The sequence below is a fragment of the Micromonospora sp. CA-259024 genome (assembly GCF_050936255.1).
Lineage (GTDB): Bacteria > Actinomycetota > Actinomycetes > Mycobacteriales > Micromonosporaceae > Micromonospora.
Map to the genome: position 1 here is coordinate 1,473,709 of NZ_JBNJND010000002.1, position 23,668 is coordinate 1,497,376.

The following is a 23,668-nucleotide window of genomic DNA, read 5'->3' on the forward strand; positions in this document are numbered from 1 at the left end:
AGCAGGATTCGATCCAGCCTAAAAGACTCGACCGAGGTCATGGGGACCCGATTCACTCACCGATCATGGGGACCAGAGAAACCATTCGCACCGCCGTTCGAGACGTCGTACCGCCGGCCGGGCTGACCCGCGCCCTGGCCGTGCAGGCCATGGTCTACGCCGTCGGCAGCGGTCTGTTCCACGCCGGCAGCGCCGTCTTCTTCACCCGGGCGCTCGGGCTCAGCGCCGCCCAGGTCGGGCTGGGGCTGTCCATCGCGGCGGGCGTGTCGCTGCTGGGTACGGTGCCGCTGGGCGGGCTCACCGACCGGTACGGACCGCAGCGGGTCTGGGTGGTCGGGCTGGTGCTGAACGCCGCGCTCTTCGCGACCTACCCGTTCGTGGGCGGCTTCGCCGGCTTCCTCGCCGTGGTGGTGGCGCTGGCCGCCGTGGACGCCGCTGTCGGCGTGGCCCGGCAGGTCTACTCGATCAACGCGCTCCCGCCGGCCGAGCGGGTCACCGCGATGGCGTACCAGCGATCGTCGCTGAACGTCGGCTTCGGGCTCGGCGCGGTGATCAGCGGCCTAGTGCTGGCGGTGGACACGATCACGGCGTATCGGGGGATGGTCTGGTTCATCTCGACGGTCTTCCTCGTGACGGCCCTCTTCGTGCGGCGACTGCCCCGGCTGCCGCAGGTGGCCCGACCGGCGGAGCCGATGAGCCGGCTCGCCGTGCTCCGGGACCGGCCGTTCATGGCGGTGTCCCTGCTGTCCGGGCTGCTCACCGCGCACGGGGTGCTCTACCTGACGGTCATGCCGCTGTGGATCCTCACCCACACCGACGCCCCGAAGACGGTGATCGCCGGGCTGGTGCTGCTCAACACGATCCTGATCGTGCTGCTCCAGGTACGCGTCAGCCGGGGCGCGGACACCGCGGCGGGCGCGGCCCGGGCCTCCCGCCGGGGCGGGCTGCTGATCGCCCTGTTCTGCCTGGTCCTGCCGATCTCCGGGGTCACCCGGGGGCTACTCACCGTGGTGGTGCTGGTGGCCGCCGCCGTGTTGCTGATTCTGGCCGAGCTGATCGAGTCGGCGGGCACCTGGGGGCTCACCGCCACCCTGCCGCCGGCCGGCGAGCGCGGCGCGTACGTGGGGGCGCTGCGGCTCGGCGAGCAGGTCCAGTACCTGATAGCCCCGGCGGGGCTGACCGCGCTCGGGGTGACCACGGGCGGGTGGGGCTGGTTACCGACGGCAGCGATCTTCGCGCTGGTGGGGCTGGCGATCGTACCCGTGGTGGCCTGGGCCGGACGGACGCCGCGGCTGGGTGCCGCGGCCCCGGAGCAGACCATGACACCGGTCCCATAGTCCGGACCTACCTTCCCACCCCCCGTTTCATCACGTAGGGTGACCTGGTCATGTGGCAGGCGCTCGTTCTCCTTAGCCGCCGCGACGAGGCCTGACCGGCCGGCACCTCGTCGCGGAGTTGCATCGCGCCGTCCAGCACATCCGAGTTCCTTCTCGGCACCGCCGCGCACCGTCGCCCGGCATCTCGCCGACACCTTCCGATCTGCTGACGCCACATGTTCCAGGGAGCACTCTGAGATGGCTCAACCTGTCACCGACGCTGAGACCGATCCGATCGCCCGGCAGCGCCCGAGCCGGATGCCGTACCACCGCTACCAGCCCTACCGGGAGCAGTTCCGGGTCGAGCTGCCGGACCGCACCTGGCCCACACGGCAGGTCGACGCCGCGCCGCGCTGGTGTGCCGTGGATCTCCGGGACGGCAACCAGGCGCTGATCGACCCGATGTCGCCCGAGCGCAAGCGGCGGATGTTCCAGCTGCTGGTCCAGATGGGCTACAAGGAGATCGAGGTTGGCTTCCCGTCGGCCAGCCAGACCGATTTCGACTTCGTCCGGCAGCTCATCGAACAGGACATGATCCCGGACGACGTCACGATCCAGGTGCTCACCCAGTGCCGGGAGCACCTGATCGAGCGGACCTTCGAGTCGCTGCGCGGTGCCAAACGGGCGATCGTGCACTTCTACAACTCGACCTCCACCCTCCAGCGCCGCGTGGTCTTCGGCCTGGACAAGGACGGCATCGCCGACATCGCCACCACGGGCGCCCGGCTCTGCCAGAAGTACGCCGAGATCCACACCCCGGACACCGACATCTACTACGAGTACTCGCCGGAGTCGTACACGGGCACCGAGCTGGAGTACGCGCTGGAGGTCTGCTCCCGGGTGATCGACGTGATCGACCCGACGCCCGACCGGCCGCTGATCATCAACCTGCCGGCGACCGTCGAGATGGCCACGCCCAACGTGTACGCCGACTCGATCGAGTGGATGCACCGGCACCTGCCGCGCCGGGACAGCCTGGTGCTGAGCCTGCACCCGCACAACGACCGGGGCACCGGGGTGGCCGCCGCCGAGCTGGGCCTGCTCGCCGGCGCGGACCGCATCGAGGGCTGCCTGTTCGGCAACGGCGAGCGCACCGGCAACGTGGACCTGGTGACACTGGGGCTCAACCTCTTCTCCCAGGGCATCGACCCGATGATCGACTTTTCGGACATCGACGAGGTCCGTCGGGCCGTCGAGTACTGCAACCAACTGCCGGTGCACGAGCGCCACCCGTACGCGGGCGACCTGGTCTACACCGCCTTCTCCGGCTCCCACCAGGACGCCATCAAGAAGGGCTTCGAGGCCCTCGCCGCCGACGCCAAGGCGGCCGGCGTGCCGGTGGACGAGCACACCTGGGCCGTGCCGTACCTGCCGATCGACCCGAAGGACCTGGGCCGCACCTACGAGGCGGTCATCCGGGTCAACTCGCAGTCCGGCAAGGGCGGTGTCGCGTACATCATGAAGAGCGAGCACCAGCTGGACCTGCCCCGCCGGCTCCAGATCGAGTTCTCCGGGGTGGTGCAGCAGGTCACCGATCACGACGGCGGCGAGGTCGACCCGGGCGCCATGTGGGAGATCTTCGCGACGCACTACCTGCTCGACCACCAGCCCGACCCGGCGGTTCGGCTGGCCGGCTACACGATCGGCACCACCGACGGCAAGGTCGAGATCGAGGCCCAGGTCGGCGTGGGGGCCGAGCAGCGCTCGCTCGCCGCGGTCGGCAACGGCCCGATCGACGCGTACGTCAACGCGCTCCAGTCGGTCGGTGTGGGCGTCCGGGTGCTCGACTACCACGAGCACGCGCTCTCCTCCGGCGGGGACGCGCAGGCCGCCGCGTACGTGGAGTGCGAGGTGGACGGCAAGACGGTCTGGGGTGTCGGCACCGACGCCAACATCGTCACCGCCTCGATCAAGGCGGTCACCAGCGCGGTCAACCGCGCCCGCCGCTGAGCGAAGGCGTAGGGGAAGGGCCCCCGATCGGGGGCCCTTCCTTATTTCGACCTCGGGGGTGTCGCGGCGGGGAGTGAGTGGCAGGGCTGTGACGGTGGGGCCGCCCGGGGCGGTCGGTGGACCAGCACGAGGGCCAGCACCGCACCGGCCACGAGCAGACCGGCACACCATTCCATCGCGCCCCGGAACGCGTCGGTCAGCTCGGCCTTCTGTTCGTACCCGCCGCCGGAGAGGCCGACCAGCAGCGGCAGCGCGGCCACCGCGAGCAGGCCCCCGGCCCGGGAGGCGGCGTTGTTGAAGCCGCTGGCCACTCCCGAGAACCGGTCCTCCACGGCGGCCAGCACGGACGCGGTGAGCGGGGCCACCACCAGGGTCAGTCCGATGCCGAAGAGCAGCACCCCGGGCAGCACGTCCCGCCAGTACGACGCGCCCGGGCCGACGCCGCGCAACAGCAGCAGACCGGCAGCGGCCACCACCGGCCCGACGGTCAGTGGCAGCCGTGGGCCGATCCGCGCGGACAGCGCGCCGGCCCGGGCCGACCCGGCCAACAGCAGCAGGGTCATCGGCAGCAACGCGATGCCGGTGCGGAAGGCCGACCACTCGACCACGTTCTGCAGGTAGACGGCGAAGAAGAAGGTGAAGCCGCCGAGCGCCGCGTAGACGACCACGGTGAAGAGGTTCAGTACCGAGAAGAGTCGACTGCTGAAGAGCCCGGTGGGCAGCATCGCCGCGTCGCCGCGTCGCCGTTCCAGCAGGACGAAGGCCACCGCGGACAGCACTCCGACCAGAGCAGCGATCAGCACCTCGGCCGAGTCGTAGCCGCGTGCCGGCGCGTCGATCAGGGCGTAGGTGACGCCGGCGAGCGCGAGTGCGCCGAGCAGGGCTCCGGCCACGTCGAACCGCCGTCGGGTCCGTCCCCGCCCTTCGGTCCGGGAGGCGCTCTCGTCCCGGCTCTCCGGCACCCAGCGCAGCGCGGCCAGCACCACCAGCACGGCGATCGGCAGATTGAGGAAGAAGATCCAGCGCCAGGACAGCGCGTCGATCAACCAGCCCCCGATGAACGGGCCCAGCGCGGTGGACACTCCGGACAGTCCGGCCCAGGCGCCGATCGCTCGGCCCCGGTCGTCCGGGTGGAAGCTGGCCTGGAGCACCGACAGTGACCCGGGGGTGAGCAGCGCGCCACCGGCGCCCTGGAGGAACCGGGCCGCGATCAGCCAACCGGTGCCCTGGGCCAGCCCGCACAGCACGGAGGCGGCGGTGAACCAGACCACGCCGATAAGGAAGATGCGTCGCCGACCGAAGCGGTCCCCGAGTGCGCCGCCGAGCAGCACGAACGCCGCCAGCATCAGCAGATAGCCGTTGATGGTCCACTGGAGATCGGACACGCTCGCGCCGAGGTCCTGCCCGAGCTTCGGCAGCGCCACGTTGACGACCGTGCTGTCCAGGAAGACCATGCCGGAGGCGAGTACGGCGGCGAGCAGTGCCCCCCGGCCGGCGGCGGTGCCCATCCGGAGGGCAGGCGCCGGTACGGGTTCGGTCATCCCACCAATCTGCCTTGCATCATGTGGGAGACGCCACGAAACGCCGAAACCATCCCCGGGTACTGTGCGCAATCGCCGGAACCCCCCAAGCTGGAGAGGTGTCGTCTGTGCGTACCAGATCAGGACCGCGAGCGGCGGTGGCCGCGCTCACCGCGGCGCTGGCGCTCGGCGTGGCCGGTTGCGTCCCGCAGGACGAGCCGGACACTGCGCCGCCGAGCGATGGCGGCAACGCCGTCGAGCAGCTCGGCCAGCTCACCGTCGCCACCGCCGGCTCGATGAAGGGCTACAGCCGGGAGCGCTTCCCCCACTGGCGGGACACCGGCAAGAACTGCGACGTCCGGGACACCATCCTCCAGCGCGACGGCAAGGATGTGAAGCTCTCTGGCTGCAACGTGGTCGGTGGGCGCTGGGAGAGCGTGTACGACGGCCGCAGCTTCTCGGATCCCTCCGACGTGGACATCGACCACATGGTGCCGTTGGCCAACGCGTGGCGCTCGGGTGCCGACGAGTGGGACAACGCGAAGCGCGGCGATTTCGCCAACGACACCACCCGTCCGCAGCTTTTCGCGGTTTCCGCGTCCTCTAATCGGGCAAAGGGTGACCAGGACCCGTCCCAGTGGAAGCCGGCCAACCGGTCGTACTGGTGTAAATACGCCGAAGACTGGGTGACGGTCAAGCACCACTGGCGGTTGACGGTGACCGGCGCCGAGAAGGCCGCCCTGACCGAGATGTTGGAGGGCTGTTCAGTGGGGAGCGAGTCGTGACCGCCGCCGGGGAGATCGGCCCGGCCGCCGCCGGCATGACGGCGGACGGCACCGCCGAGGCCCCCGCCGCCGTCCCGGGTGCCGGCATGGTCGCGGATTCGGGCGGCGCGGCCGGCCCGCAGAGCCGCACCACCGACATCGTGCCCGGCCCCGGCGGCGTGATGACCGACGAGGTCGGCGTCGTCACCGGCGACCTGACCCTGCGCACCGAGTACGCGGACGGCAAGGTCACCCTGCGGGTGCAGTACAAGGACGCGGACGAGTGGTACGCGGTGACCGGCGCGTCGGTCGCGCTGGCCGACCCGGCCGGGCTGGACGCGGTGCACGGCGTCGCGGTGGGCCTGCTGCACCGTCCCGAGGGCTGACGACCTCCGACGCCGCCGGCACCGCGTCCAGTCTCAGACGTACGAGCCGGGCTCGCTCGGTGCGGAGACCACGCCCGGCGCGTCCCCCTCATCACTGGGGCGCACGATCTGCGCACTGACCTGGTGCGGGCGCAACTCGCCGCTGGCGATCTGCTCGGCCCAGTGGCAGGCGACCCGGCTGGCACCGATCTCCCGCAACACCGGCCGCTCGTCAGCGCAGCGGGTGGGCTGCGCCCACGGGCACCGCGTGTGGAAGCGGCAGCCGGACGGCGGGTTGGCCGGCGACGGCAGGTCACCGGCGAGCAGGATCCGCTCCCGGCGGTCCTCGACGTCCGGGTCCGGCACCGGCACCGCGGACATCAACGCCCGGGTGTACGGGTGCAGCGGCTCGGTGTAGAGCCGGTCGCTCGGCGCCTCCTCGACCAGCGCGCCCAGGTACATGACGCCGACGGTGTCGGAGATGTGCCGAACCACCGCGAGGTCGTGCGCGATCACCAGATAGGTCAGCCCCAGGCTGTCCTGGAGTTCGTCCAGCAGGTTGACCACCTGGGCCTGGATCGAGACGTCGAGCGCCGAGACCGGCTCGTCGGCGACGATCAGCTCCGGCCCGAGCACCAGCGCGCGGGCGATGCCGATGCGCTGCCGCTGCCCGCCGGAGAACTCGTGCGGGTAGCGGGACAACGCCCAGCGGGGCAGCCCCACCGCGTCCAGGGTCTCACCGATGATCCGCCGCCGGTCGGTGCGGTCGGTGCCGATCCCGTGGGTTTGCAGGCCCTCGGTCAGAATCGACTCGACGTTCTGCCGGGGGTCGAGGCTGGACATCGGGTCCTGGAAGATCATCTGCATCCGGCGACGCATGCTGCGCAGCTTGCCGGACGGCAGCGTCGTCAGCTCGACACCGTCGAAGCTGACCTCGCCCGAGGTCGGTGGGGTGAGCTGGAGCAGCGCCCGGCCGAGCGTCGACTTGCCGCAGCCCGACTCGCCCACCAGCCCGTACGTCTTGCCACGCTGGATGCTCAGGTCGACCCCGTCGACGGCCTTCACCTGGCCGACCACCCGGTCGAAGAGCACTCCCCGCTTGATCGGGAAGTGCACCTTCAGGTCGCGTACCTCGACGAGGATGTCGTTGTCGCTCACGCCAGCACTCCGCTTCGCTCCGCGCCGGCGCGAGACGCCACGCTGCTGTGCCTGATGGTTCGCTCGCTACGCTCGCTCACGCCAGCACTCCGCTTCGCTCCGCGCCGGCGCGAGACGCCACGCTGCTGTGCCAGATGGTTCGCTCGCTACGCTCGCTCACGCTGATTCCTCCTCGCGCGGGGCGGGCACCGTGCCGGGCACCGGCTCCGGATTGACGCACCGGTAGCTACGTCCGTCGTGCGCGTGCACCAACTCCGGCGGCTCACCCACGCACTCGTCGGTCCGTCGGGCGCAGCGCGGGGCGAAGGCACAGCCGTCCGGCCAGGGCAGCAGGTCGCGGACCGAACCGGGGATGGGGTTGAGCTTCTCGCCCCGCCCGGCGTCCAGGCGCGGCACCGAACCGAGCAGACCCACGGTGTACGGGTGACGCGGCTGGCGGAACAGCGGACGACGACGGGCCGTCTCCACCACCCGACCGCCGTAGAGCACGTTGACGGTGTCGCACATGCCGGCCACCACACCGAGATCGTGCGTGATCATCAGGAGTGCGGTGCCGGAGTCCCGGACCAGTTCCTTGAGCAGCTCCAGGATCTGGGCCTGGATGGTGACGTCCAGCGCGGTGGTCGGCTCGTCGGCGATCAGCAGCCGGGGTTGGCAGGCCACCGCCATCGCGATGAGCGCCCGCTGGCGCATTCCACCGGAGAGCTGGTGCGGGTACTCCTTCAGCCGCCGCTTCGGGTCGGGGATGCCGACCCGGTCCAGCAGGGCCGCCGCCTCCTTCGCCGCAGCCTCACCCTTCATCCCCCGGTGTCGGGCGAGCACCTCGGTCACCTGCAACCCGATCGGGATCACCGGGTTCAGCGAGGACAGCGGGTCCTGGAAGATCATCGCGATGTCCCGGCCGCGGATGTCCCGCCGCGACCGGTCGTCGAGCTGGAGCAGGTCGGTGCCGTCGAAGACGGCCTTGCCGCCGACCCGCAGCCCGGGCTGCTTCGGTAGCAGACCCATGATCGCCAGCGAGGTGACGCTCTTGCCGCAGCCGGACTCGCCGACCAGGCCGACCACCTCACCGGCGTCGACGGAGAAGGACACGCCGTCGACCGCGTGCACGGCACGCTGGTTGCGCCGGGCGAACGTGACGGAGAGGTCGTCCACTTCGAGCAGTGCCATTACCGGCCTTCCGTTCGCGACTGCGGGGCTCGCAAGCTCACTCCTCGCGCTTCACACATGAGGGCCTACTTCCGCAGCTTCGGGTCGAGGGCCTCGCGCATCGCCTCACCGAGCAGGGTGAAGCCGAGCGCGGTGATGATGATCGCGACCGCCGGGTAGATCGCCAGCGACGGCCGGATGCCGAGGTACTGCTGCGCGTCGGCGAGCATGACCCCCCACTCCGGTACGGCGGTGTCCGGGTTACCCAGGCCGAGGAAGGAGAGCGCCGCGGCCTCGATGATCGCGGTGGCCAGGGTCAGGGTGGCCTGCACGATCACCGGTGCGAGCGAGTTCGGCACCACGTGGGTCAGCGCGATCTTCGACTTCTTGACGCCGAGCGAGGTCGCCGCCAACACGTAGTCGCTGTTGGCCTGAGAGATCATCGAGCCGCGCAGCAGCCGGGCGAACACCGGCACCGAGACCACGCCGACCGCGATCATCACCGTGGTCAGGCTGGCCCCGAGCAGGGCGGCGATGCTCACCGCCAGCAGCAGGCTCGGCATCGCCAGCAGCATGTCGATGAACCGCATCAGGGTGGTGTCGATCCACCGCCCCCACCGGCCACCGAGGCCGGCCGCCGCACCGGATACGCCACCGATCAACGCACCGATCGCCAGACCGATCAGGGTGGAGACCACGCCGACCAGCAGGGTCTGCCGGGCACCCACGATCATCCGGCTGAACTCGTCGCGACCCTGGTGGTCGTAACCGAACCAGTGATCGCCGGTCGGGCCGGGGATGACACCCGGCTTGATCAGCCCCTCCCGGATGCCGACCGTGTCGGTGGGCGCGTACGGCACGAGGAACGGCCCGACCACCGCGACCAGCACGAAGAGCGCCAGGATGATCGCGCCGACGATCGCGGCGGGGTTGCCGCGCAGCCGGCGGAACGCCTCCTGCCAGAGGCTGACCCCCCGTTCGTCGTCACGGGCGGCCAACTCCGCGAGCCGGTCGATCTTTTCGCGCTTCTTGCCCGGGCTGAGCGTCATCGCACCCTCACCCTCGGGTCGATGAAGCTGTAGGAGAGGTCGACCAGGAGGTTCACCAGCACGTACACCACCGCGATGATCAGAATGAAGCCCATCAGCACCGGATAGTCGCGCTGGCCGATGGCCTCGGCGACGAAGGCTCCGATGCCACTGAAGGCGAAGACGGTCTCGGTCAGCACGGCGCCGGAGAGCAGTCCACCCGCGAGCAGACCGATCGAGGTGGCCACCGGCAGCATCGCGTTGCGCAGCACGTGCCGCCGACGGACCGTCTGCTCGGTCAGGCCCTTGGCCTCGGCCGTCCGGACGAAGTCCTCGTTCAGCACCTCCAGCACACTCGCCCGGGTGATCCGGACGATGATCGCCAGCGGAATGCTGGCCAGCGCGATGCTGGGCAGCACCAGATGCCAGAGGGCGTCGGCCGCCGCGTCCCACTCCCGGGTCATCAGCCCGTCCAGGACGAAGAAGTTGGTGACCCGGGTCGCCCCGAGCGTCGGGTCCTGCCGGCCGCTGGACGGGAACCAGTGCAGGTTCTCCGAGAAGATCGCCTTGAGCACGTAGCCCAGGAAGAAGACCGGGATGCAGATGCCGATCAGCGAGCCGCCCACGGACGCGTGGTCCAGGAAACGGCCGCGACGACGGGCGGCCAGATAGCCCAGCGGGATGCCGACACCGATGGCGATCACCATCGCGGTGATGGTCAGCTCGACGGTGCCGGGGAAGCGCTCGATGAACTCCGTCGTGACCGCCCGCTTGGTGGAGGTCGAGGTGCCCAGGTCGAGCCGGATCATCCGGCGCACGAACCGGCCGTACTGCACCAGGATGGGCTCGTCGAGACCCATGTTGCGACGGATCGCGGCACGCATCTCGGGGGTGCCGCGCTCGCCGAGGATGGCGGTCTCGGGGCCGCCGGGGAGCCGGCGGAGCCAGATGAAGAGCAGGAGGGAGAGCCCGAACAGCGTGGGTATCAGCTGAAGCAGGCGCCTGACGATGAACCGGAACACGGCGGCCTCGAAGGGGTGCGGAGGGTTGCGGGCGGGCGCTGTGCGACAGCGCCCGCCCGCGTTCCTTGCTGCGTCAGATCAGGACTTACTTGAACTCGGCGGTCGCGTACCGCTCGTCGGTGAGCGGGCTCGCCTTGACGCCGGTCACGTCCTTGCCGAACACGATCGCCGGCGGCGAGTGCGAGATCGGCACACCGGGCAGGAAGTCCATCACGGACTTGTTCAGGGCCTTGTACTTCTCGGTCCGGGCCGCGATGTCGGCGGTGGTGTCCGCGTCCTTGAACTGGTCGAACAGGGCCTTGTTGTTGAAGCCCCACTCGTCCTTCGGCCGGTCGAAGAAGGTGCCGATGAAGTTGTAGGCGTCGCCGTAGTCACCGGTCCAGCCGAGGAAGTGGATGTCGTGCTTGTCGCCCGAGGTGGTGGCGTTGAGGTAGTCCGGGCTCCACTTGAGCGGGATCGCCTCGACGGTGATGCCCACCGCCTTCAGGTCCGCCGACAGCAACTCGAAGATGTCCTTCGGGTTCGGCATGTACGGCCGGGTGACCTCGGTCGGGTAGTGGAACCGCAGGGTCAGGTTCGACGCGCCGGCCTCGGCCAGCAGGGCCTTCGCCTTGGCCGGGTCGTAGGCGTACTTCGTGACGTCGCCGTTCCAGCCCTCGACGGTGTCCGGCATGAAGTTGTCGGCGACCTTGGCGCCCGGCGGCAGCTTGGAGGTGACCAGCTGCTGACGGTTCAGGGCGTACGCGATGGCCTGCCGGACCCGGAGGTCGGCGAGCTTCGGGTTGCCCTTCTGGTTGATCGCCAGGTAGAGCACGTTGAACGCCGGGCGGGTGAGGACGTTGAAGCCCTCGCCCTTCAGCGGGTCGACGTCGGCCGGGCCGACCAGGTCGTAACCCTGGATGTCACCGGAGCGCAGCGCCTGCTTGCGGGCGTTCTCGTCCGAGATCGTCTTGAAGATCAGGGTCTTCAGCTTGGCCTTCGCGCCCGAGTAGTCCTCGTTGCGCTCCAGGGTCAGCGTCTTGTTCGCGACGTCCCAGGCCTTGAACTTGAACGGCCCGGTGCCGGTCGGGTGCTCGGTCGCATACGCCGGGTACTTGATGTCCTCCGCGGTGCCGCCCACGTTGCTGGCGTCGAACTCCTGCAGCGCCTTCGGGCTGTGGATGGAGAACGAGGGGAGCATCAGCGCGGCCGGGATCTTGCTGGAGACCCGGGTGAACGCCAGGTCCACAGTGGTGGCGTCCTTGGCGGTGCAGGACTTGAAGAGGCTCGGCGGCAGGTCCGCGTTCTCGTTCGTGGCGAAGCCACCCATGACGTCCTGCCAGTACGCGGTCACGTCCGGGCTCTGCATGAGGCCCTTGGCGTTGTACCAGCGGTTGAAGTTGACGCAGACGGCCTCGGCGTTGAAGTCGGTGCCATCGTGGAACTTCACGCCCGAGCGGAGCTTGAAGGTCCAGGTGGTGCCGGCGGCGTCCGGGGTCCAGGTCTCGGCCAGACCAGGAGTGACCTTGGTGCCACCCTCCTCCGGCCGGACCAGGGTCTCGAAGACCTGGCGCGCCACACGCAGCGACTCACCGTCGCTGGCGAAGCTCGGGTCGAGCACCTTCGGGTCTCCGGCAACGCCGAAGACGAGGGTGTCCTTCTTGCTACCGCTGGGATTGTCATCGCGGTTGCTCTCGGCGCAGCCTGCTACCGCGAGGGCCGCGACCGCGACGGCCGCGATCGCGACCTTCGGCCTGGGTGCACGCATCGTGCTTCACCTCGTCCTTGGGGGTACGGACAACGTGGTGACAGGGGTCACCGATGGCGGTGACCATAGCTCCCGTTGCGTCCAGCCGGAAACCGTTGGGTGGACGGTTGGTATCGGATCGTGCCTCAATCGCTGCTTGACATTCGATTCGAAGGTGAGAGGGGGCGAAAACCGATCAATCTGCACCCGCGATGCCAAACTGTTACGTCGAACAGGCCCGATGAGGGGGCAGGTGTCAGATCAATTCCGGGCAGTGACGCGAGTCGACACGGCGATGGTCGGCACCCGGGCCGGGTGCCGACCATCGGTCGTACGTGAACGTGCTCAGACGGCCCGGCGGCCCTCGAAGGCCCGACCGAGGGTGATCTCGTCGGCGTACTCCAGGTCGCCGCCGACCGGCAGCCCGCTGGCCAGCCGGGTCACCGAGATGCCCATCGGCTTCACCATCAACGCCAGGTAGGTGGCGGTCGCCTCGCCCTCGGTGTTCGGATCCGTGGCCAGGATCAGCTCCCGCACCTCGCCGCCACTCAGCCGGGTCATCAGCTCGCGGATGCGCAGATTGTCCGGACCGATCCCCTCCAGCGGATTGATCGCGCCACCCAGCACGTGGTACCGACCGCGGAACTCACCGGTCCGCTCGATGGCCACCACGTCCTTGGGTTCCTCCACCACACACAGCACCTCGTCGGTGCGGCGCGGGTCGCGGCAGATCCGGCACTGCTCGGACTCGGCCACGTTGTAGCAGGTCGTGCAGAACCGCACCAGCTCCTTGACCTTGCGCAGCGCGCCGGCCAGCCGGTTGACGTCGGCCGGATCCGCCGACAGGACGTGGAACGCGATCCGCTGGGCGCTCTTCGGGCCCACGCCCGGCAGCCGACCCAGCTCGTCGATCAGATCCTGGATGGCACCTTCGTACATCTGCCGGCTCAGAAACCGGGCAGGCCGAGGCCGCCCATGCCGCCGGCAACCGGGCCCATCTTGCGCTCGGTCAGCTCCCGTGCCGCCTCGGCGGCGTTGTGCACGGCCGCGACGACCAGATCCTCCAGCGTCTCCACGTCGTCCGGGTCGACGGCCTTCGGGTCGATCTTGATGGCCTTGAGCTCACCCGCGCCGGAGACGGTCGCGGTGACCAGCCCACCGCCGGCGGTGCCGGTCAGCTCGGCCTCGGCCAGCTCGGCCTGGGCGGCGGCGATCTGCTGCTGCATCTTCTGCGCCTGCTTCAGCATCTGCTGCATGTTCGGCTGTCCACCTGGGCGCACGGATGGCTCCTTCTCGCACTCGTCTGCTCGACCGCCGCCCAGCCTATCCGCTGGGACCGACCCCGCCCCGCCCGGTGCGTCCGCCCACGCCGGGCCTTCCGGGTACGGCTGCCACTACCCCGAATCGACCATCTGCGGGTAGTGCGCCGCAAACCACCCCGCTGGTCTGCTCGTGGGCATGAACCTCAACCGCACCGGCCGGGTCGGCGCGCTGTGCTGGGTCGCGGCCGTACCGATCTTCCTCGTCGCCAGCCTGGTCACCGGGCTGCGCTGGCGACAACCGACCTACAGCTGGGCCACCGACAACATCAGCGACCTCGGCAACGCCCACTGCGGCCTCTGGGACAGCAGTCGACCCCGCTACGTCTGCTCGCCCTGGCACCCACTGATGAACGCCGCCGTGCTGGCCACGGCCCTGCTGCTCGCCGCCGGGCTCCTGCTGACCTGGCGACTCCTCGGTCGCGGTGGCGTGGTGCGCGCGGCCCAGACCCTCCTGCTGCTGACCACCGCCGGGTACGCCCTGGCAGCCGTCTACCCGGCCGACGTCGACGAGAACCTGCACGTCCTCGGCGCATTCCTGATCATGGGGGTGGGCAACGTCGGCCTACTCCTCGCCGGCTTCGCACCGGGCACCACGATGCTCGGCCGCTGCCGCCGACTCACCCTCACCGCCGGGCTCACCGCGCTGGTCGGGACGCTGCTGTTCTTCGCCGAACAGGGCGTCGGGATCGGGGTGGGCGGCATGGAACGGGTCGCCGTGCTGCCCTTCCCACTCTGGGCCTGCTGCCTGGGCGTCCTGCTGGCCGAGACGCCGGTTGACCGGACGCAGCGCACCCGGTCGGCCGCAACGAACTAGCGGGCGTCGACCTCGTCGATCTTTTCGGCGCCGAACGTCTCGCGGAGCAGCCGTACCGCCTGCTCCTCGCTGGACTCCCGGGCGGTCTTCTCGTCGATGACCTCGTCCAACGGCTCGTCGCCCGGATCGAACCCTTCGTAGGCCGGGGTGGCCGCCGGCGCCGTGCCACCCGGCCGACCGCCGCGCGACGGGCCGTCGAAGTCCGGGTCGTAGGGCGGTTCGCCGGCCCATTCGGCGTCCGCGATGGGCCGGGTCGCCCCTCCGGTACGCGCACCGCGCCCCGCCGCCGCCGCGCGGGCAGCGGCGATGGCGCTGCTCACCGGCGCACCACCGGCTGTCGCCGGCTGCCGGGCCGCCGGTGTCGGGTTGCCCCGCACGCCCGGCTTACCGCCGCCGGCCACAGCACCGGGGGCACCTGAACCGCCTGCTCCGGTGCCGTGCGGGCTACCGCCGTTCGCGCCGCCACCGTTCGCGCCGGTCGGTGCGGGTGTCGAGCCGGAGCGGACCGGTGCGGTGTCAGCGTCGTGTTCAGCCGACGCGCCGCCCGGACGGGCGGCCTCCGGCCAGGCCTCGTCATCCGTCGCCTCGGCAGCGGGCGCGCCACCGCCGGGTCGGGCCGCCTCCGGCCAGTCGTCCTCGTCATCAGCCGGCGCGGCGGGCGGCGCGTTGGTCGGGCCGACAGTGGCGGTCGGGGTCGCGGCGGGCGGCCGGGAGGCCGGGGGATTGACGTTCGGCGCGCTCGTCGGGGCGGCAGCGGCGTTGCCGTTCGGCGCGCTCGTCGGGCCGGCAGCGGCGTTGCCGTTCGGCGCGCTCGTCGGGCCGGTCGGGTTCGGCGCGCTCGTCGGGGTGGGTGGCCCGTCCGGCGCGGGGGGTGGTGCGGCGGGTCGGGCCGGCGCGGCGGGCTGCGAGCGCTGCGGACCGGACAGCGACACGCCGCCGCGCTCGCCGGCTACCTCGCAACGGATCTGCCAGCGCCCGCCCAACTCCTCGTAGAGCGCGTCGGTGAGCACAGCCGCGTGGTCGGCCATCATCTTGGCCAGCACGGTGGACTTCACCGTCAGCACGAGCATGTCGCCGTCGAGTTCGCGGACCACCGCGTCGCGCATCAGGGCGGCGATCCGCTTGTTGGTCCGGTTGACCTTGCCGACCACGTCGGGCCAGACGCGGCGGACCGCGACGGCGTCCAGCGCTGCGGCCGGCGCACCCGGTCGGGGCGGCTCCGGCGTGGCCGGGTCGGGGAGCACCGCCGACGGCGGCACCATGCGACGCGGGGCCGGCGAGCCGGTGCCCGGCCCGGAGGGCGAGGCGGGTGCGGCCTGATCAGCGGGTGCCGACCCGGCGGAGGTCGGCACACCAGGTGACGTCGGGATCGGCGAGTCGGGGGCCGCAGCGTTCGCGACCCGGGCAGCCGAGGCGGGAGCGCCGGCGCCCGGCGCAGCCGACACCGAAGGGCTCTGGGTCGAGGACGTCGCCGGGTCGACGGCCCAGGGCGGTGCCGAGGTCGGGGCGTTGACGGGTGCCGGGCTGGCGGCAGCCGGGACCGGGGTGGCTGGCTGTGGGCGTACCCCTGGGTGGGTGGCGGCGGCCGGCGGCGCGTCGGTGCCGCTCAGGGTGAGCCGGCGTTCCATCCGTTCCAGGCGCTGGAGCAGGCCACCGGTGGAGTCGTCCGCGCCGGGCAGGAGCATCCGGGCGCAGATCAGCTCCAGCAGCAGGCGGGGCGCGGTGGTGCCGCGCATCTCCACCAGGCCGTCGTGCACGATGTCGGCGCAGCGGGAGAGCGTGCCGGGGCCGAGCTGCGACGCCTGAGCGGCCATCCGCTCGATCTGGTCGGCGGGGCCGTCGATGAGGCCCTTCGCGGCGGCGTCCGGCACCTGCTGAATGACGATCAGGTCGCGTAGCCGCTCCAGCAGGTCCGACGCGAACCGGCGCGGGTCGTGCCCGGCCTCGGCCACCCGGTCGACGGTGGCGTACGCGGCGGCGCCGTCCCCGGCGGCCAGCGCGTCACACATCTCGTCGATCAACGCGGCGTCGGTGACCCCGAGCAGGGCGGCGGCCCGCGCGTAGCTGACCCCTTCCGGGCCGGCGCCGGCGATGAGCTGGTCGAGCACCGAGAGGCTGTCCCGGGCGCTGCCACCACCGGCGCGGACCACCAGCGGGAAGACCGCCGGCTCGACGGCGACGCCCTCGGCCTGGGTGAGCTGCTCCAGGTACGGGCGGAGCACCTTCGGCGGGATCAGCCGGAACGGGTAGTGGTGGGTCCGCGACCTGATCGTGCCGAGGACCTTCTCCGGCTCGGTGGTGGCGAAGATGAACTTGACGTACTCCGGAGGCTCCTCGACCAGTTTGAGCAGGGCGTTGAAGCCCTGGGTCGAGACCATGTGCGCCTCGTCGATGACGTAGATCTTGAAGCGGCTGCTGGCCGGCGCGAAGAAGGCACGCTCACGCAGCTCACGGGCGTCGTCGACACCGCCGTGGCTGGCCGCGTCGATCTCGATCACGTCGATGGAGCCCGCGCCGTCGGTGGCCAGCGAGCGGCAGGACTCACACTTGCCGCACGGCTCGGGGGTGGGGCCCTGCTCACAGTTGAGCGAGCGGGCCAGGATCCGGGCGCTGGAGGTCTTGCCACAGCCGCGCGGGCCGGAGAAGAGGTAGGCGTGGTTGAGCCGCCCGCTGCGCAGCGCCTGCGACAGCGGCTCGGTCACGTGCTCCTGACCGATGACCTCAGCGAAGGTACGCGGCCGGTACTTGCGGTAGAGCGCCAGCGTCACTCGTCCCGCCTCCTCTCGACCGAGCCATTCTGCGCCGGTCGAGCGCGGGTGACCACCCACCCCGCCGGGCACCTTGGGTTGCTGCGCTTGATCGACTCGGCTTCCTGGAAACCGAGGTGTCCGCGTGCCCGGGATGCCACGACATCACGGATGTCGAGTGGATCAACCGGCCCACAGACAAAAAGGCCTCCCGTGCACCCGGCAGAGCTCGCTTATCCTTGCTGCCTTCCGGCCCTGGGGAGGTTCACGAGATACCGCCGCACGGGAGGTGACGCCAAGCCTACCCGACCGCCCGTCGATCTTCAGGGGGTGGTGGGGTGGCCCGGCCGACGGGTGCCTGTATCCTGGCTCGCGGAGGATTCGCCTAGAGGCCTAGGGCGCACGCTTGGAAAGCGTGTTGGGTTTACACCCTCACGAGTTCGAATCTCGTATCCTCCGCTCGCCTGAGCAGCACCAACGACAGGGCCGGCCCCACGGGGACCGGCCCTGACTCGTCTGTACGGTCGGGCGCGCGCCCTGCACTCACCGTCGGTGGTACTGGTCGCCGGTGTCGTCCGCCGGTGGATCGACAGCGCGCAACCGCTGCCCCACCCGTTCGGCGAGCCCGCGTGCTGCGGGGGACTCGGCCCCCAGGGTGTCGGTGATGATCTCCTGCGAGCGGTCGGCCAGCTGTCGCTTGGCCACACCGATCGTGTCCATGATCGTCCTGGCGACGACCTCCGGTGCGACCCGTTGGATCCGCTGGCCCAGCCGCAGGTCGACCAACGTCCCCGTGGAGTCGACCGTGACCTCCACCAGCCCGTTGTCGTCGGCGGCGGTCATTCGCAGGTGCTCAAGCCGGTTACTCATGGTCGCGGTGGCGGCCGCCAACTGATCGACGCGGCCCTTCCACTCGGCCAGTCGATCCATGGCGCCGTCCGGGTCCAACAGGCCACCTGCGCCTGGATCACTGGCGACCATGCGTCCCCTCAGTCACTCAAGGTGATCATGCTTAGCGGCAGCAGATTAACATGCGGCACGCGCGGCCACTGTCCACGAACGTGGTCTGATCAGGGTCATGGCGACGTGGGAGTGGGACGAGACGTTGTACGCGGGCAGCGCCAGTCACTACAGCGTCGGCCGCCGGCCCTACCCGCCCAGCCTCGCCGAGGCCATCGGCACCGCGCTCGACCTCGATGGCACCGGCCGGCTTCTGGACGTCGGGTGTGGGCCGGGCTCGTTGACGTTGCTGCTCGCGCCCCTGGTCGAGGCTGCGGTTGGTGTCGACGCCGACCGCGACATGCTCGTTGAGGCCCGGCGCAGAGCCGACGAGGCCGGGGCGACCAACATCGAGTGGCGACACCTGCGCGCCGAGGCCCTGCCAGGCGACCTGGGTACGTTCCGGGTGGCCGCGTTCGCCCAGTCGTTCCACTGGATGGATCGTCCGCTCGTGGCTGGTCGTGTCCGCGAGATGCTCACGCCCGACGGGGCCTGGGTCCAGGTCCACGCCAGCACTCACCAGGGCGTAACCGACGACGACCCGCTGCCATATCCCCGACCACCCTGGCGGCAGATCGACGAGTTGGTCGCCAGCTACCTGGGACCGGTCCGCCGGGCCGGGCAGGGGTCGTTGCCCACCGGCCTCCCCAGCGGCGAAGAGGTGATCATGCGGGACGCCGGCTTCACCGGTCCCACCCGGATCGAGGTCGGCGGCGGGATGGTCGAGGAGCGCACCGTGGACGAGATCACCTCGGCGGTGTTCTCCCTGTCCAGCTCAGCGCCGCACCTGTTCGCCGACCAACTCCCCGCCTTCGAGGCGGACCTGCGTCACGTCCTCTCCGGCGCGGCACGAGATGGCCGCTTCGCCGAACGGCGACGAGAGATCGTCGTCGTGATCTGGCGTCCCTGACACCCCGTCAGCCGCGAGCACGGGCCCAGGAGAGGAAACGTTCGGTCAGCCGGACCGGGTCGACCTCGGTGAGCTGTGCGCCGGCCTCGGCCTGGAGCGTGGCGAGGTAGACGGTCAACGCCAGCCGATCGTGCCGGTACTCGCCGAGCAGTCGTAGCTTGGCCGCCGAGCAGGGCCAGGCGATGCCGCAGGCCGCGCAGCGCCAGGTGGGGCGGGTCGGTAGGTGATCCCGGTGGCGGCGGCGGGGCATGGACGGGCCTCCTTCGGCGCTGGAAGGGTGCCGCCCCGCCTCCCCGTCGGGGCGGCACCCGGACTGACGCCGACCGCCGGGCTCCTGCGCCTCCACCGGTCGCGCCGTCTTCTGTGGACCACCTTCAAGCGCGTCACCAGACAGATACACCGCGTAGCTATATGGTCTTCAGATATTCGAGACATCCGATGGAGGGGCCGTGAACGACGCGCTTCGGGTGGCGCTCAGCGACACCGGGCACACCACCGAATCCCTCGCCGAGACCGTCGGCGTCGACCCGAAGACCGTCGGGCGGTGGTTGACCGAGGGCCGCATCCCGCATCCTCGGCACCGCCTGGCGGCAGCGGAAGCCCTCCACAAGGACGTGTCGGACATCTGGCCGGACACTTCAAGACGTCGTGATCCCATCTGGTTCCGTCCATGGCAGGAGATCGAGCGCGAGGCGGTGTCGCTCCGCTGGTTCGAATCGACCGTCCTGCCGGGGTTGCTGCAGACCGAGGCGTACGCCCGGGCCGTGCTGAGCGGCGCGGGCCTGATCCCCCGGGACGACATCGAGCGGCATCTCACGGTCCGACTCGGCCGCCAGGGTGTGCTGAAGCGGGACGACCCGCCGCAGTTCACGGCGGTCATCGACGAGACGGTCCTCCGTCGCCCGATCGGCGGCCGGTCGACCATGCGCGCGCAACTGCTGGCCGTGGCGACGGCATGCGCCGAGCCGCACATCCGGGTGCACGTCGTGCCCAGCGCGGTCGGCGCCTACGCCGGCCTCAACGGGCCGTTCGTGATCGCGCACAGCCACGACCACCGGGTCGCCGGCTACCTCGACAACCAACTCCAGGGACAAGTGGCTAGCGACCCCGACGACATCGCGGCCATGATGGCGGCATGGGAGAACGTGCGCGGGGAGGCGCTGTCCCACTGGCAGTCGGTCGATCTCATCACGGAAGTGGCGGAGTCATGGAGCTGAACGGCGCCCGGTGGCGCAAGAGCAGCCGCAGCAGCGGCAACGGCGGCGCATGCGTCGAGGTCGCCGACAATCTGCCCGGCGTCATCGGCGTACGGGATTCCAAGGACCCGACCGCCCCACCGCTCACCTTCGCGCCAACAGCCTGGCGCGCCTTCATCGCCCAGCTCACCCGGCCCGCGGCGTAAATCGATCCGGCAATCTTGCACTTTCTGTCTGGACGGATCGGGGCATTTCGCTTGAATCGACGTCAGCAAGTGCAAGATCGCGAGGGCTGGAGGGGCGGGTAGCGTCGAGGGCCGACGGGTCTTGGACTCCGTCGTACACATGTTCTATCCACAGGCTGTGGACGGCGGGGGTTCGATGGGTTACCAGCTCAGCGCGGTGGTCGCGGACGCCGAACTGCTCCGCGAGCAGACCGCCGAGCTGGATCACGCGGTCCTTGGCGAGCTGCGCCAGGACTTCGCCTTGCTGCCGGTCACCCCGCAGTTGGTGGTGGAGCTGACCGGGTCGCTGCCCGACTACGCGGTGGACGACCGCAGCGCCGAGCATCCGTTCGGGCTGGTGTTGTCGCCGCCGCTGGTCGGGCTGCTGACCCACTGGTCGGTGCTGGGGCCGGTGGCGTACCTGGAGGCGGAGTTCGGCGGTGGCGCCGGCTACCAGTCGGCGGCGGTGTGGCTGGGTGGGTCGTTGTCCTGGGGTCCACGCTTCGACGACGTGTTGGACGCGCCGCGCGAGCAGTGGCCGATCAACGCGGCGTTGACGCGGCTCGGTGTCGAGCCGGGAACATGGATCGACCCGTTCGCCGAACTGGGGCTGCACCTGGAGCGCAACACCGACGGTTGGCTGGCGCACGGACGCCGTCGACTCAGCGCCGACTACTGGGATGAGCTGGTCGAGCAGTGGGAAAACCAGCAATCCGGCGACCGGCAGCAACCTGAACGCTCCCGTTCCGTTGGGGACTGGGGGATTCCATGAAATTGCGACAATTTGCGTTTATTGCCGGGCTGATGACGGCTGCCTCGATCGCGGGCAGCGGCGTACCGCCAACCAGAACGATCCCGGACGGCCGGCCCGCCGGCAGCGTCGAGATCATCGACCTGAACGGCCTGCGCAACATCGAGTTCGGTGCCACCGAGGACGAGCTGACCCGACGCGGCATCCTGCGTACCGACCTGGACGCGTGCGGGCCGGTGCTCGCCGGCCACGACACGGTCAGCCCGGTCTTCGTGGAGGACAAACTGGTGCTGCTCTGGGTCGGCGACCCGATGCGGACACCGGAGGGCATAACGGCGGGCTCACCCGTCGACGAGGTCTGGGCCCGCTATCCGCTGGTGACGCGGCTCGCCGCTCCACAGGGGACGCACCGCCTCGACGGGCTGCTCGCCCGCAGCGGCGACCGCGCGTACCTCTTCCTGCACGACGGACGCACGGTCCGAAAAACCATCGCCGGGTACGCCGACTGGGCCCGCCGCCTCTTCGACGAGGGCGTTGGCCCCTGCTGAACCGTGCGTCGATCGGGTCGGTCCGGAGTGGACCGGCCCGCTCGACGCGTCAGACCAGCGTCGTCGTCACCCGCGGAGCGACCGCCAGAAGTCGTACGAGTGGACCGCCGCCACCTGGCCCGGTTTGCCCGGTCGGCCATCGACCTCAACGTCGACAGCCTGTTCGAGATCGGCCTGCAACGGCTGCTCGACGGGGTGGAGAGGCTGCTCAGACGGTGAACGAGCCCGGCCGATCCTCGCGGATCGACCGGGCGCTCTCGCATCTCACCGGCGGTGGCGGTAGACGCATCATCGTCTCGTCGTGCTCGCCGGGGCTGGTTCGGTGACCGGCGGTCCTGATTCCTGGCCCGATTCGTGGCCCCAGCCGCAGCGGCGGCAGGCCCCGCGCCGACGCAGGTAGTAGGCAAACGTGGCAGCACCAAGTCCGACCCCCCACGCAACCCAGAAGAGGCTCGGAACGTAGAGGGCCCAGGTTCCCCGGGCTTCGGGCGTCCAGAGCAACATCAGCCCGGCCGGAATGATCGTTACCGAGACGATCGACGCTGGGACGACGGCGAGGGCGGGCGGGACCCGTTTGCCGGCCCTGAACCAGACCCAGCGGGGGTACACCTCGCCCCACCGTCCCACCAGACCATGGGTGAGCACGCCGCCGACCACTGACGCGACCGCGCAGCCGAGCCCGACCGCAAGCATTCCCGGCGTGTCCTGCATCATCCGCAGGAAATCCGGGGTGATGCCGAGTGGATAGCCGAGGGACCAGGCGATCCTGGTGACCTCGTACGGCAGCGGGGCGAGGCAGGCGACCGCGACGGCCCATCCGCCCCACCGCCGCAGAGCCTGCCTTGACGGCCCGCCATCGGCGCCCTGGCGGCGGCCGCAGTGGGCACAGGCGGCCCGGACCCGCCGACGGTAGGCGAGGGTGGCGGCGGCCCACAGCAGACCGCCAACAAACATGATGATCAGGTTCGACCGGTGCCAGTAGAGAATGTCACCGATACCGGCCTGGTCGCCTGGCACGCCGGTGAAGGCGAAAACCAGCAGCAGCGGCGCGAACGCGATGAGGGCGATCAGGGTGTAGTCGGGGATGACCAGGATCAGCCCGATCGCCATTACCCATCCGAAAACAACCAGCCCCGCGGACAGGCGACCGGGCCGGGCGCGTCGCGTCATCGCCAGCGCGACGACCGCACCGAGCAGCCCGACTGCGGCGATGACCGGGGCGACGACGTCGACGCGGCTACCTTCCAGAATGGACCCCGACGCGTACGCGGGGTCGATCGGCGCGAACGGGAACCCGTCCCCACCGGCCCACCAGTACAGCCCCAACCCGCCGTACAGCAGCGAAAAGGCTGCGGCCGCGTAACCGGACCACGCCGGCCAGTGCGCCCACCAACGCCAGATCATGCTTGCGGCCGTTCCCAGCGCTCCGCAGGGAGAACCTCGGCACCTGCTCCGCTCTGCATCGCGTATCCGCCAACGAGAACCACGTACCGGGGCCTCGGGGGCAATTCGGGCGGGAGGTCCGTCTCGGGGTCGAGGCAGCCGGTGGGCGGCCGCTCGCTCCCGTTCTGCGCCTGAGCATCGACGATCTGGTCCGGCCCTCTCCCACCGTCGATGATCTTCACGTAGTAGCCATGATTCTTCACAGCGCCTTGGCCCTCGGGGACGATCGCGGTGAACAGGGCGACGTTTCCGGTGACCTTCAGACACGTCACGTCGGCTCGGCCCTGCGCGACCAGCGTGCCGTCCGGCCGCTCGTGCCGGTACATGAACGTGCCGTACGCCGATCCGTTTGCGGCCGTCACCGCGTGGACGCCGAACCAGATCCGGTGCCCCACCACATTAGGCTCGTCGTACACGAAATGCCCCATTCCGGCGACGGCCGACCGTCCGGCTGCGGCGGTTAACGCCTCGGGCTGCTGAGCCTGTGCGACAGAGGGCGACGCCGTCACCCCCGCGGCCACAACCGCCGCCAACGCCGTCGCACGGAAACTAGACCCGAACATGTCACTCCTTCTGACCACCCGTCGGCTGACGTGCTCCAGCATCGCCGCACGCCGATGCGACCGACTCCCACGACCGAGCCAGCCGCATCCCCT

23 protein-coding genes, 1 tRNA gene and 1 other RNA gene are annotated in these 23,668 nt (G+C 70.4%); 11 read left to right on the top strand and 14 right to left on the bottom strand.

The window, feature by feature from the left end; translation table 11 throughout:
• Nucleotides 1–65: 65 nt before the first annotated feature.
• Nucleotides 66–1,337, top strand: a complete 1,272-nt coding sequence (locus ACQEUX_RS26270; RefSeq protein ID WP_433053635.1) for an MFS transporter — start codon at nt 66–68, stop codon at nt 1,335–1,337.
• Nucleotides 1,338–1,574: 237 nt separating this feature from the next.
• Nucleotides 1,575–3,326, top strand: a complete 1,752-nt coding sequence (leuA, locus tag ACQEUX_RS26275) for a 2-isopropylmalate synthase (RefSeq protein ID WP_433053638.1) — start codon at nt 1,575–1,577, stop codon at nt 3,324–3,326.
• Nucleotides 3,327–3,367: 41 nt separating this feature from the next.
• Here the strand turns inward: leuA and ACQEUX_RS26280 are convergent, their stop codons facing one another.
• Nucleotides 3,368–4,867 carry an MFS transporter gene (locus ACQEUX_RS26280; protein ID WP_433053641.1) on the bottom strand — a complete coding sequence of 500 codons (1,500 nt, stop codon included), beginning with the start codon at nt 4,865–4,867 and terminating at the stop codon, nt 3,368–3,370.
• A 107-nt stretch (nt 4,868–4,974) separates the two neighbouring features.
• On the opposite strand from ACQEUX_RS26280, the gene ACQEUX_RS26285 reads away from it, so the two are divergent.
• Nucleotides 4,975–5,631 (top strand): HNH endonuclease family protein, encoded by a 657-nt coding sequence (locus tag ACQEUX_RS26285; protein ID WP_433053644.1) that lies wholly within the window; start codon nt 4,975–4,977, stop codon nt 5,629–5,631.
• Complete coding sequence (locus ACQEUX_RS26290) at nt 5,607–5,996, top strand: hypothetical protein (protein ID WP_433057145.1); 390 nt, start codon at nt 5,607–5,609, stop codon at nt 5,994–5,996. The genes ACQEUX_RS26285 and ACQEUX_RS26290 overlap by 25 nt, the downstream gene beginning before the upstream one ends.
• A gap of 33 nt (nt 5,997–6,029) precedes the next feature.
• Here the strand turns inward: ACQEUX_RS26290 and ACQEUX_RS26295 are convergent, their stop codons facing one another.
• The 7 genes from ACQEUX_RS26295 to ACQEUX_RS26325 all read right to left on the bottom strand — a co-directional run bounded on the left by ACQEUX_RS26295 (nt 6,030) and on the right by ACQEUX_RS26325 (nt 13,314).
• Nucleotides 6,030–7,133 carry an ABC transporter ATP-binding protein gene (locus tag ACQEUX_RS26295; RefSeq protein WP_433053647.1) on the bottom strand — a complete coding sequence of 368 codons (1,104 nt, stop codon included), beginning with the start codon at nt 7,131–7,133 and terminating at the stop codon, nt 6,030–6,032.
• A 156-nt stretch (nt 7,134–7,289) separates the two neighbouring features.
• Nucleotides 7,290–8,303, bottom strand: a complete 1,014-nt coding sequence (locus tag ACQEUX_RS26300; RefSeq protein ID WP_433053650.1) for an ABC transporter ATP-binding protein — start codon at nt 8,301–8,303, stop codon at nt 7,290–7,292.
• A gap of 65 nt (nt 8,304–8,368) precedes the next feature.
• The gene (locus ACQEUX_RS26305; RefSeq protein ID WP_433053653.1) at nt 8,369–9,331 is read right to left on the bottom strand and encodes an ABC transporter permease; all 963 of its coding nucleotides are present in this window, start codon (nt 9,329–9,331) and stop codon (nt 8,369–8,371) included.
• A complete protein-coding gene (locus ACQEUX_RS26310) occupies nt 9,328–10,332 on the bottom strand; it encodes an ABC transporter permease (protein WP_433053656.1) in 1,005 nt (334 codons plus the stop codon). Before ACQEUX_RS26310 ends, ACQEUX_RS26305 begins: the two co-directional genes overlap by 4 nt.
• 85 nt (nt 10,333–10,417) lie before the next feature.
• Nucleotides 10,418–12,079 (bottom strand): ABC transporter substrate-binding protein, encoded by a 1,662-nt coding sequence (locus tag ACQEUX_RS26315; RefSeq protein WP_433053659.1) that lies wholly within the window; start codon nt 12,077–12,079, stop codon nt 10,418–10,420.
• Between the two features lie 324 nt (nt 12,080–12,403).
• Nucleotides 12,404–12,997 carry a recombination mediator RecR gene (gene recR / locus ACQEUX_RS26320; protein ID WP_433053662.1) on the bottom strand — a complete coding sequence of 198 codons (594 nt, stop codon included), beginning with the start codon at nt 12,995–12,997 and terminating at the stop codon, nt 12,404–12,406.
• Nucleotides 12,998–13,005: 8 nt separating this feature from the next.
• Nucleotides 13,006–13,314 carry a YbaB/EbfC family nucleoid-associated protein gene (locus ACQEUX_RS26325; protein ID WP_238433593.1) on the bottom strand — a complete coding sequence of 103 codons (309 nt, stop codon included), beginning with the start codon at nt 13,312–13,314 and terminating at the stop codon, nt 13,006–13,008.
• A 202-nt stretch (nt 13,315–13,516) separates the two neighbouring features.
• Here ACQEUX_RS26325 and ACQEUX_RS26330 point away from each other — a divergent pair, with 202 nt between their 5' ends.
• Nucleotides 13,517–14,194: a DUF998 domain-containing protein gene (locus tag ACQEUX_RS26330; RefSeq protein ID WP_433053665.1), complete on the top strand. Its 678-nt coding sequence runs from the start codon at nt 13,517–13,519 to the stop codon at nt 14,192–14,194.
• Here the strand turns inward: ACQEUX_RS26330 and ACQEUX_RS26335 are convergent.
• Nucleotides 14,191–16,962, bottom strand: a complete 2,772-nt coding sequence (locus ACQEUX_RS26335; RefSeq protein ID WP_433053668.1) for a DNA polymerase III subunit gamma and tau — start codon at nt 16,960–16,962, stop codon at nt 14,191–14,193. The genes ACQEUX_RS26330 and ACQEUX_RS26335 overlap by 4 nt on opposite strands.
• 181 nt (nt 16,963–17,143) lie before the next feature.
• An RNA gene (gene ffs / locus ACQEUX_RS26340) (signal recognition particle sRNA small type) lies at nt 17,144–17,233 on the bottom strand.
• Between the two features lie 82 nt (nt 17,234–17,315).
• Between ffs and ACQEUX_RS26345 the strand changes: the two genes are divergently transcribed.
• Nucleotides 17,316–17,400 (top strand) — tRNA-Ser (locus ACQEUX_RS26345).
• A gap of 84 nt (nt 17,401–17,484) precedes the next feature.
• Here the strand turns inward: ACQEUX_RS26345 and ACQEUX_RS26350 are convergent.
• The gene (locus tag ACQEUX_RS26350; protein ID WP_433053671.1) at nt 17,485–17,889 is read right to left on the bottom strand and encodes a YbaB/EbfC family nucleoid-associated protein; all 405 of its coding nucleotides are present in this window, start codon (nt 17,887–17,889) and stop codon (nt 17,485–17,487) included.
• Between the two features lie 130 nt (nt 17,890–18,019).
• On the opposite strand from ACQEUX_RS26350, the gene ACQEUX_RS26355 reads away from it, so the two are divergent.
• Nucleotides 18,020–18,850 carry a class I SAM-dependent methyltransferase gene (locus tag ACQEUX_RS26355; RefSeq protein WP_433053674.1) on the top strand — a complete coding sequence of 277 codons (831 nt, stop codon included), beginning with the start codon at nt 18,020–18,022 and terminating at the stop codon, nt 18,848–18,850.
• Nucleotides 18,851–18,857: 7 nt separating this feature from the next.
• Here the strand turns inward: ACQEUX_RS26355 and ACQEUX_RS26360 are convergent, their stop codons facing one another.
• Nucleotides 18,858–19,100: a flavin reductase gene (locus ACQEUX_RS26360; protein WP_433053677.1), complete on the bottom strand. Its 243-nt coding sequence runs from the start codon at nt 19,098–19,100 to the stop codon at nt 18,858–18,860.
• A gap of 199 nt (nt 19,101–19,299) precedes the next feature.
• Here ACQEUX_RS26360 and ACQEUX_RS26365 point away from each other — a divergent pair, with 199 nt between their 5' ends.
• The 4 genes from ACQEUX_RS26365 to ACQEUX_RS26380 all read left to right on the top strand — a co-directional run bounded on the left by ACQEUX_RS26365 (nt 19,300) and on the right by ACQEUX_RS26380 (nt 21,569).
• Complete coding sequence (locus ACQEUX_RS26365) at nt 19,300–20,067, top strand: helix-turn-helix domain-containing protein (protein ID WP_433053680.1); 768 nt, start codon at nt 19,300–19,302, stop codon at nt 20,065–20,067.
• Nucleotides 20,058–20,252, top strand: a complete 195-nt coding sequence (locus ACQEUX_RS26370) for a DUF397 domain-containing protein (protein ID WP_433053683.1) — start codon at nt 20,058–20,060, stop codon at nt 20,250–20,252. The genes ACQEUX_RS26365 and ACQEUX_RS26370 overlap by 10 nt, the downstream gene beginning before the upstream one ends.
• Before the next feature lie 175 nt (nt 20,253–20,427).
• Nucleotides 20,428–21,042 carry a hypothetical protein gene (locus tag ACQEUX_RS26375; protein WP_433057147.1) on the top strand — a complete coding sequence of 205 codons (615 nt, stop codon included), beginning with the start codon at nt 20,428–20,430 and terminating at the stop codon, nt 21,040–21,042.
• 32 nt (nt 21,043–21,074) lie between these two features.
• Nucleotides 21,075–21,569: a hypothetical protein gene (locus ACQEUX_RS26380; protein WP_433053686.1), complete on the top strand. Its 495-nt coding sequence runs from the start codon at nt 21,075–21,077 to the stop codon at nt 21,567–21,569.
• A 288-nt stretch (nt 21,570–21,857) separates the two neighbouring features.
• On the opposite strand, the gene ACQEUX_RS26385 is transcribed toward ACQEUX_RS26380, so the two are convergent.
• Nucleotides 21,858–22,973 (bottom strand): NYN domain-containing protein, encoded by a 1,116-nt coding sequence (locus tag ACQEUX_RS26385; protein WP_433053689.1) that lies wholly within the window; start codon nt 22,971–22,973, stop codon nt 21,858–21,860.
• A complete protein-coding gene (locus ACQEUX_RS26390) occupies nt 22,970–23,617 on the bottom strand; it encodes a hypothetical protein (RefSeq protein ID WP_433053692.1) in 648 nt (215 codons plus the stop codon). Before ACQEUX_RS26390 ends, ACQEUX_RS26385 begins: the two co-directional genes overlap by 4 nt.
• Nucleotides 23,618–23,668: the final 51 nt, after the last annotated feature.

Excerpts from the sequence above, each read along its gene's own strand:
- ACQEUX_RS26270 (WP_433053635.1), top strand. The coding sequence starts at position 66 with ATGGGGACCAGAGAAACCATTCGCACCGCCGTTCGAGACGTCGTACCG.
- leuA (WP_433053638.1), top strand. The coding sequence starts at position 1,575 with ATGGCTCAACCTGTCACCGACGCTGAGACCGATCCGATCGCCCGGCAG.
- ACQEUX_RS26280 (WP_433053641.1), bottom strand. The coding sequence starts at position 4,867 with ATGACCGAACCCGTACCGGCGCCTGCCCTCCGGATGGGCACCGCCGCC.
- ACQEUX_RS26300 (WP_433053650.1), bottom strand. The coding sequence starts at position 8,303 with ATGGCACTGCTCGAAGTGGACGACCTCTCCGTCACGTTCGCCCGGCGC.
- ACQEUX_RS26305 (WP_433053653.1), bottom strand. The coding sequence starts at position 9,331 with ATGACGCTCAGCCCGGGCAAGAAGCGCGAAAAGATCGACCGGCTCGCG.
- ACQEUX_RS26315 (WP_433053659.1), bottom strand. The coding sequence starts at position 12,079 with ATGCGTGCACCCAGGCCGAAGGTCGCGATCGCGGCCGTCGCGGTCGCG.
- recR (WP_433053662.1), bottom strand. The coding sequence starts at position 12,997 with ATGTACGAAGGTGCCATCCAGGATCTGATCGACGAGCTGGGTCGGCTG.
- ACQEUX_RS26325 (WP_238433593.1), bottom strand. The coding sequence starts at position 13,314 with ATGCAGCAGATGCTGAAGCAGGCGCAGAAGATGCAGCAGCAGATCGCC.
- ACQEUX_RS26330 (WP_433053665.1), top strand. The coding sequence starts at position 13,517 with ATGAACCTCAACCGCACCGGCCGGGTCGGCGCGCTGTGCTGGGTCGCG.
- ACQEUX_RS26355 (WP_433053674.1), top strand. The coding sequence starts at position 18,020 with ATGGCGACGTGGGAGTGGGACGAGACGTTGTACGCGGGCAGCGCCAGT.
- ACQEUX_RS26360 (WP_433053677.1), bottom strand. The coding sequence starts at position 19,100 with ATGCCCCGCCGCCGCCACCGGGATCACCTACCGACCCGCCCCACCTGG.
- ACQEUX_RS26370 (WP_433053683.1), top strand. The coding sequence starts at position 20,058 with ATGGAGCTGAACGGCGCCCGGTGGCGCAAGAGCAGCCGCAGCAGCGGC.
- ACQEUX_RS26375 (WP_433057147.1), top strand. The coding sequence starts at position 20,428 with ATGGGTTACCAGCTCAGCGCGGTGGTCGCGGACGCCGAACTGCTCCGC.
- ACQEUX_RS26380 (WP_433053686.1), top strand. The coding sequence starts at position 21,075 with ATGACGGCTGCCTCGATCGCGGGCAGCGGCGTACCGCCAACCAGAACG.
- ACQEUX_RS26385 (WP_433053689.1), bottom strand. The coding sequence starts at position 22,973 with ATGATCTGGCGTTGGTGGGCGCACTGGCCGGCGTGGTCCGGTTACGCG.
- ACQEUX_RS26390 (WP_433053692.1), bottom strand. The coding sequence starts at position 23,617 with ATGCTGGAGCACGTCAGCCGACGGGTGGTCAGAAGGAGTGACATGTTC.